At 45.7% G+C, this 8,251-nt stretch carries 5 protein-coding genes; all 5 read right to left on the bottom strand.

Annotated elements, in window-relative coordinates:
• Window positions 1-1,343: 1,343 nt before the first annotated feature.
• The gene (locus ABGY95_RS01680) at window positions 1,344-2,117 is read right to left on the bottom strand and encodes a hypothetical protein (RefSeq protein ID WP_347439944.1); all 774 of its coding nucleotides are present in this window, start codon (window positions 2,115-2,117) and stop codon (window positions 1,344-1,346) included.
• A 288-nt stretch (window positions 2,118-2,405) separates the two neighbouring features.
• Window positions 2,406-3,002, bottom strand: coding sequence for a prepilin-type N-terminal cleavage/methylation domain-containing protein (locus ABGY95_RS01675; RefSeq protein WP_347439943.1), 597 nt, complete (start codon window positions 3,000-3,002; stop codon window positions 2,406-2,408).
• A gap of 91 nt (window positions 3,003-3,093) precedes the next feature.
• Window positions 3,094-4,392, bottom strand: coding sequence for a type II secretion system F family protein (locus ABGY95_RS01670; protein ID WP_347439942.1), 1,299 nt, complete (start codon window positions 4,390-4,392; stop codon window positions 3,094-3,096).
• A gap of 86 nt (window positions 4,393-4,478) precedes the next feature.
• Window positions 4,479-6,149, bottom strand: coding sequence for a GspE/PulE family protein (locus ABGY95_RS01665; RefSeq protein ID WP_347439941.1), 1,671 nt, complete (start codon window positions 6,147-6,149; stop codon window positions 4,479-4,481).
• 37 nt (window positions 6,150-6,186) lie between these two features.
• Window positions 6,187-7,854 carry an ATPase, T2SS/T4P/T4SS family gene (locus ABGY95_RS01660; protein ID WP_347439940.1) on the bottom strand — a complete coding sequence of 556 codons (1,668 nt, stop codon included), beginning with the start codon at window positions 7,852-7,854 and terminating at the stop codon, window positions 6,187-6,189.
• Window positions 7,855-8,251: the final 397 nt, after the last annotated feature.

The raw sequence follows: 8,251 nt of genomic DNA, 5'->3' as shown, positions 1-8,251 counted from the left end.
TCACTAAATCCGAAGCTAAAGCTGGCCCTAACAAGTTGGTACTCGGAGGAATCGCAGCATGGACTCTTATCTGTATCCTTCCAGTAGTGACTGGTTTTGGCCGTAAGGCCTAAACCCTCACTTTAGCATAAATTGCTAAAATCTCATCAGCAGCGTCTTGCCATGTGCGAGACGCTGCTTCTTTTTATGCACGTCTAACTAAATCTTGGTGCATTTGCTTGTTCTCTATCAGGCGGCTAATGCCTTTGACCCAAGCATGCACATCTCTATACCCAACGACACATACACTTCACAGTGTTTTCTTAGCTCCACATCGATCAGAAAGAATAACTCCAAGACACGAATGAGCAGCCTCAAGAGCTAACCTTCCATATAGCTCAGCTATAGAACTAAGCAGGTGCATGCCGAAGCGGCCTATAGATAAACTCGACACCAGCTATACTCAGCTACCCCAGTAATTGAAGATTGTGCTCCAGTCCATAGAAGTCTATCAGCTTGCGCATAGCCGCCAGTAGTTCACCCTCTCCCACGGATTAGTAGACGCAAGTCTGGCTACCGTCTCAAACAGCTCACGAACTACCACTACCCCCAACTCTGGTGACTTTTGTGAACAAAACCTACCAACAAAAAGTAAACGGACAAATAGCATTCTTCACCACATACATTTTCCCAACTGGAACGCTATCATTGCTAAGTGAGAGAAGAGATTATGCTGAAATATTACTAACTGTCATAACGACATCTGTCAGATCTACCCGACATTGCTCCAGTGCTCGATTCCTCCCGCGTATATGAGCCCATGCGCTCAACCTGGCTCGAATGAATGTGTAACACCATGGGCACACCATAGATCTTCTTGATAGCCGCAGCCGCGAGAATGCTATACCAATCATGCGCATGCAGAACCGCGAGCTATCCAGATACTTACCAAACCGACCAACCGAAACGTGGAAATCGACACGGCACCAAACTGCAAGTCAGCTCCCCAACCTTTGGCCTCAAGCAATCATTGCTTGCAATGAGTCGAAGTCAGCCACATCGAGCTCATGACTAAAAAAGCTCCGCATGTACCTCTGACACTCGGCATCATCGTTGAGTGAAAGACCTCGCACGGAAGCCTCCATTCTTCACCAAGCCTTATAACCCCGTTCACACCTCACACCTAGTCCACCATTGATCACTTGGGGAAATCTCCAAGTGAGCTGCCAAGCATCTGCAAGAGGTGAGTCACTAGACTAAGCGAGTATCATGGCCAATTGCCAAAATGAAGCAATCTCTAGATACGAAAAAGCGCAACTCGATTGAGTCACGCTTTGGATATCCAAATACTGTCGAAGCTGAGTTTACTCTTCGTTCTTAGGTGCTGAAGCAACCTCAACTTTAGGAGCTTCAACTTTAGCAGCCTCAGTTGAAGCCTTTACCTCTTCAGTTGGCTTCACTTCTTCAGCAGCAGGACTTACTGCGTCTTGATTCTGACGGCGGCGTTGCTGTGGCTGCGGTTTTGGTGTGCGTCGTCGCCCTTGCTCTTCGAGGAAGATTTCAGCGAGACGGAAACTCTTCTTGGATAGTTCACGACCTTCTTTGTCACCAATGAGTGCGAGACCTTCCTCACTGACTTCACTTAAGAAAATTTTCCAAGCTCTTTTGCTTAGTTCTTTGGCGTCGATCTTCGGCGCTTGCACTTGTTGAGCCTGCTGTTGTTGGTCCCCTTTATTATTGCGGTTGCGACGACCTCTACGGTTACGTCCCTTGCCTTGCTGGTTTTGGTCACCATCAGATGCGTTATCGTCATTCTGAGGTTTTTGCACACCTGCATTTTGAGCCTCAGGCTTCGCAGTATCGTCGTCACCTTTTTGAGCGCGTGCATCACGCACACCTTGAATTGGCTCTTTGCGGTCTGATTGCTCAGGAGCTACGGCGGGAACAGTGGCTGTAGATTCCTCTGTAACAGTCTTAGGAGTGGTCTTGCGTGGTGTGCGCTTCTTTGGAGCTGCTTCCACATTTTCAGTGCTCACAGGAGCGGACTCGGCTGTGGTCTCAACAGAACTTGCCTCAATATCTTTTTTGCTAGTGCGCTTACGTGCCACTTTTTTAGTGGCTGTCTTTTTAGTGCTCATGGTTCATGGCAACCCAGCAGCAGTGCTGCTAAATTACATAGTTTGAATATTTTTATGTCTCATAAAGTTCATAGACTAGGCGCATATGCAGCTCAGTAGTCCCATGAATCTCTATTCGGATGGCCGAATCTACTGCACTCCTCGATTATAACTAAGAGTTCTTAACAAATAAATTCTGACTGTGAGAAACCGCATATTCAAGCAACTGTAAAGCTTATAAGACTCTAGCCAGAAAAAAGGCACCTCACTGAGGTAGCTTTTAACAATTATATTAGTGTCTAAATGAGCTTACCAATTAGTAATATTATCAAGTCCACCATCTGCGCCATCTTCATTGGTTTCGCCGAAGTCATAGCCATCTGGCCCTAGTGACCAAACATCGAAGCCGTTCTCGACGTTATTGTGAAGCTGTGTAGCCCCCGAAGCATCATATTCATAACGCAGCGGACGCTGCCAAGGATCGATCAGTAGACGGTCCTTATTCACATACTTGCCTTTACCAGCGTACTCAGGATCAATCTGTGGAAACATCGGCTGTCTATCGTCGTCAACTTTTCCCGTCAGAGTGTAATCACCAGAGAGAACTGCATAGAGGTTTTCAGAGCTAGTGTCCGACCCGTCCCCAGTCGGGTAGAGTGTACTCGAATCAATTATCCCATTTAAGTCATCTAGATCATCTTTGCTAAACCCCTGATTGACTCTAGCTTCCAGCATAGAACTAATATTCTCAATCATCACTTCAGTTTGGCTGGTTTTAGATTGTCTAATTACGGTAATGTACGTACCGAAGCCAATGCCTCCGAGAATTGCTAGAATCACAATCACGGTGAGGATCTCTATAATAGTGAATCCAGTACGGATTGGTAGTTTTTTATATCTCTTCATACTGAGTTATTTTCTTAATGGTGGTAAAAAAGAACTGCGAATCCCGTCCCCCAGATTCGCAGTTGATAAATGTATTCTATGAACCTCGAGTCTAGCTTCCGACTGCTTGGATCATCTTAATCAAAGGTAAGAACATCGCAAAGACAATTGATCCAACAATACCAGCTAGGAAAACGATCATTACCGGCTCAATAATAGAGGTCAGAGCTGTAACAGCTCCATCTACCTCATCATCATACACATCAGCAATCTTAAGTAGCATGTCAGGTAGCTGGCCAGTTTCCTCACCAACATCTACCATACTTATCACCATAGGAGGGAACACGCTGCTTGCCTGAAGTGGTGTGACAATAGACTCACCCTCCTTCACTGCATCATGGACCTGGTCCACAGCTTCGGCGATGATCACGTTTCCTGCAGTTTCACGAGTGATCGCTAATGCCTGTAGGATTGGAACACCAGATGTCACAAGAGTTCCGAGTGTGCGGCTGAACCGGGCAATAGCGCTTTTACGCTGAATGTCACCGAACAGCGGGACGTTAAGCTTAAGATTATCTAGAGCTTTTCTACCGCCTGTAGTCTTACCCCATACATTTGTACCAGCAAAAATACCAAAACCTAGAATGAATAACCATACTGCATTTGGAATACCAGCTGTACTCGCAATCATGTTGTCAGAGAAACCGAATACAATTTGAGAGATTTTAGGTAGTTCGACACCTTCGTCAAACATCTCCTTAAACTTAGGAACAATGACAAGCATCAAGAACACCAAGATCGCAACGGCAATGAACATAACAATCAATGGGTACACCATTGCTGCAACAATCTTATTTTTAAGCTTGTTAGCCTTTTCCATGTATTCAGCCAAACGGTTGAGCACGACTTCCAGAACACCACCGAGCTCACCAGCTTTCACCATATTTACGAAAAGCTTGTTAAAGATCCTAGGGTGCTGGGCTAGTGACTCTGAGAATGTCGCACCGCTCTGCACAGAATCTGCAAGCGAGTTCAACGTACCTTTCAACACTGGATTTGGCTCCTGCTTAGCCAAAACGGTAAGGCTTCGCATAAGAGGCAAACCTGACTCGATCAACGTTGCTAGCTGACGTGTAAAAATCATCAAAACCTTCGGCTTCACTTTGCCTCCGACGGCCTTCTTGGATTTCATCTTAGCTCTAGCTGGTGACCTGCCTTTTACCGAAGGAGCCTTTGACCTACCTTTAGCACCAGGAGCCAAAATACTTCCTTTTCCTTCTTCTACTACCTGAGTAGGATATAAGCCTTGATTACGTAATTGCTGAATAGCTTCTGCCTCGCTACCAGCTTGTACAGCACCTGTCGTCTGATCGCCTTTCGCATCAAGCGCTGAGTATTGAAAATTTGCCATATATGTAGAGTCTATAAATTATAGGATATTAACGTGGAGAGTTTTGCGGCCTATGAAAAGCTTAAAGAACAGATATCCCATAATAATTAAGTGTACTTAAGTACCTCTTCGATTGTTGTTCTCCCTGAGTAGATGTTAGCTAGTCCATCTTCGCGGAGCGTACGCATACCAAGTTCGATTGCTTTCTGTTTAAGAACTACAGTCGGAGCACGCTCAATGATAAGTTCCCCTATAGAATCTGTAACATCGAGTAGCTCAAATAATCCCTGTCGCCCTTTGTACCCACTGCCACCGCAAACATCACAACCACGTCCAGTGTAGAATTCTTTATCGCCTAATTCATGAGGAGATACTCCGAGCTGATTCAAAATTGCCTCATTTGGGTCATATGGAGCACGGCAGCTAGAACAAATGGTTCTCACCAATCGCTGAGCCAGAACCCCTTCGAGTGAAGCAGCCACCAAAAATGGTTCAACTCCCATATCCACAAGTCGAGTGACCGCACCAGGTGCATCGTTTGTGTGAAGGGTACTTAGAACCAAGTGGCCAGTTAGCGACGCCTGAATTGCGATCTGAGCAGTCTCCTTATCTCGAATTTCTCCAATGAGAATACGATCAGGATCCTGACGCAAGAACGCACGCAAAATACGAGAGAAGTCCAGGCCAATTGAATCGTTTACAGGAACTTGGATAATTCCATCGATGTCGTATTCCACAGGATCTTCGGCAGTGAGAAGTTTAGCATCAATGGTATTTATCTTTCGGAGCGCAGCATACAACGTTGTTGTTTTACCTGCACCGGTAGGACCGGTAACCACAAAGATTCCATTGGGTTTGTGAATGGTATCGTCCATGTATTTATAGACATGATGAGGCAAGCCTATTGACTCCATATCTAGGTTCACACTACTTCGATCAAGAATACGCAGCACGACACTCTCACCATGTTGAGTAGGGAGCGAAGACACACGCATATCTACTTGCCTATCACCGATTTGCTTCACAATTCTACCATCTTGAGGCACGCGAGTCTCAGCAATATTCATGTTAGACATGACCTTTACGCGGGAAATAATTGCTTTGGCCAGATGCGGTGGCGGTGGGGCCATCTCAAACAAGCCACCATCCACGCGATAACGAATTTTAAAATCTCTATCGAATGGTTCAAAGTGAATATCAGATGCTTTCTCTTTGATTGCCTGGAACATAACCAAGTCGACGTATCGAATAATCGGGGCTGAGTTTGCTTCAGATGCCACATCTTCTGTGCCGTCGGCATTGGTTACTAAATCAATCTGATCGAGCAATCCCTCTGTAGCGCTACCTCCACCAACGTAGAATGCGTTGATTTTTTCTTCAACCAAATGGTCGGGAGCCACCGCTACGATAATTTCCTTGCCTAAAGCAAAGCGCAGATCTTCAGCGGCTTGCGGATTAAGCGGGTCACTGAGAACAACATGTAGGCCTTCGGCGCCGACATTCACAGGCAAACAGCCGTGAAGCCTAGCCATACCAGCGGGCACCATAGCAAGAAGTTCCGCTGGTGGGTCGAAATAATTTAAGTCAATGAGCTCAGCGCTGAGTTCGGAAGCAATGACTGACCAGATTTCATCTTTCCCCGAGATAACTTGAAAGTCAGCTAGGGTTTCAGCCAACGTTTTACCGGTGGTCTCCATTGTAGATTCAATATCTTGAGCTAGGTATCTATCTACCATACCACGCCCAATGAAGATTTCTAAAACTTGTTGGTTATCCATTATATATGTTAAATTTGTTAGATTTCGTGATACGCTGCTATGCCTGATCAGACATTGTCACACTGATAACTTCTGAGGCAGAAGTCAGGCCTGCCTGCACCTTACGAATACCATCCTCACGGAGGGTGCGCATACCTAACTCTCGGGCTCTTTTGCGTAGCTGTGGAGAAGTAAGATTCTGGTTAATCATGTGACGAACTTCGTCATCGATCTCTAAAATTTCAAAAATACCCATTCGGCCTTTGTATCCTTTACTGCGGCACTGCTCACAACCGCCAGGACCATAAATAGTGTGGTCCATTTCTTGGGTAGGATCAAAGTTGAACACCCTCATCTCTCGCTCGTCCAGCACAGCAGGTTCTTTACAAACTGGGCAAAGCTTACGAACCAATCGCTGCGCAATGATGGCGCGCACGGCGGAGGCTACCAAAAACTTCTTCACACCAATATCGGCTAAACGAGCAACCGCGCTTGGTGCATCATTCGTGTGCAGCGTGGAAAATACTAAGTGACCTGTTAGCGATGCATTGATCGCAATATTTGCGGTCTCAGAATCACGAATCTCTCCAATCATGATAACGTTCGGGGCCTGCCGAAGCATAGCCCTCAGCGCTGCGGAGAATGTCATGCCTATATCAGATTTCACCATAACCTGGTTGATACCAGGCATTTCGTATTCCACTGGATCTTCAACAGTGATGATCTTTCGGTCAGGCTTGTTGATGTAGTTTAGGCAGGCGTAGAGAGTTGTTGTCTTACCTGAACCTGTAGGGCCGGTGACTAAGATAATGCCGTCAGGAAGCTTGATATAACGACGAAAATCTTCTTGGTCATCTGATAAGAAGCCCAATTCACCCAAGCCTAACACCAAAGCCGACTTGTCCAAAATACGCATAACAATACTCTCACCATGACTACTAGGAACACTAGAAACTCGTAAATCGATCTCTTTATTTCCTGATTTGAGCTGGATTCGTCCATCTTGAGGTAGACGTTTCTCAGCAATGCTCATGGTACTACTCATCACCTTCAAGCGTGCAATAATCGCAGGGAGTAGTTTTTTCGGGTGGGTGGCTGACTCGACCAATTTACCATCCACTCGGTAACGGATACGGAGCGACGCCTCCAATGGCTCAATGTGGATATCACTCGCGCGCATCTTAAGGGCCTCGGTGAAAATTTGCTGCACCATCTTGATGATAGGAGCATCACTTGCTCCTTCCTGTTCATCACCGAAGGTGAACTCTTCATCAGATGTTTCTTCTTGATGCTCCCCCCCCCCATAGTTGATTTGGATACACTGATCAATCGCGCTACCAGAGGCGCAAATAGGACTGATTTCACGTCCAATCACGTGAGGCAGAGTATCGAGCACCTCAAAATTCAAGGGGTCAGAGATAGCCACGGTCAAGGTGTAGCCATCATCACTCACAGGGATCACTCGAAACCTCCGAGCAATATCTTCAGCAATATGATCAAACATATCGGGTGAGATTGCTGTACTACGCAGGTCAATGAACTCCATACTCGAGCTCTGGGCGCAAACATGTGCCACTTGGTCTTCAGAGACTTTATTTTCACTGATCAATCGCTCAACGACACTCTCAGCCCCAGAAAGTTGGTTTCTAGCTGACAGAATATCGTCATGGTTAATCAGTCCTGATTCAATAATCAGCTCTAACAAATAATCTTCGTTTGAATACACGGGCTCTTAAAAATTGGGTCTCTAATTGGAAAAATGGGCAACGTTCATATAGCTATCACATAGCATATGAGGCGAATGTCCACACTGGCCAACTCAACTCGTGACGTCAAGGGAGCAAACGATATTTATCACGAAAAATCTAGCAATTCACCAGCAGGCAATGACATCGTGAACACATCAGCCGCAATTTAGAGAACTTTACACTGAATCCCTTGGTGTAAATAGCTTTACTAAGAGCGACAATCTAACACCGACTTCACTACCCACACTGCAATTCAATGTTCGATTCTATTGGAATTAATTTCGGGATATACATAACCTCCATCTTAGGCTTAGGAATTCTAGCACAATGGTTAGCATGGCGTTTCAAGCTACCATCTATCCTTCTTCTTTTAGT

This window comes from Rubritalea sp., assembly GCF_039830215.1.
Taxonomy (GTDB): Bacteria; Verrucomicrobiota; Verrucomicrobiia; order Verrucomicrobiales; family Akkermansiaceae; genus Rubritalea.
This window is presented reverse-complemented; position numbering and strand designations above follow the sequence as displayed.

Bases quoted from the DNA above. Each gene is read 5' to 3' on its own strand.
- ABGY95_RS01680 (WP_347439944.1), bottom strand. From the start codon at position 2,117: ATGAGCACTAAAAAGACAGCCACTAAAAAAGTGGCACGTAAGCGCACT.
- ABGY95_RS01675 (WP_347439943.1), bottom strand. From the start codon at position 3,002: ATGAAGAGATATAAAAAACTACCAATCCGTACTGGATTCACTATTATA.
- ABGY95_RS01670 (WP_347439942.1), bottom strand. From the start codon at position 4,392: ATGGCAAATTTTCAATACTCAGCGCTTGATGCGAAAGGCGATCAGACG.
- ABGY95_RS01665 (WP_347439941.1), bottom strand. From the start codon at position 6,149: ATGGATAACCAACAAGTTTTAGAAATCTTCATTGGGCGTGGTATGGTA.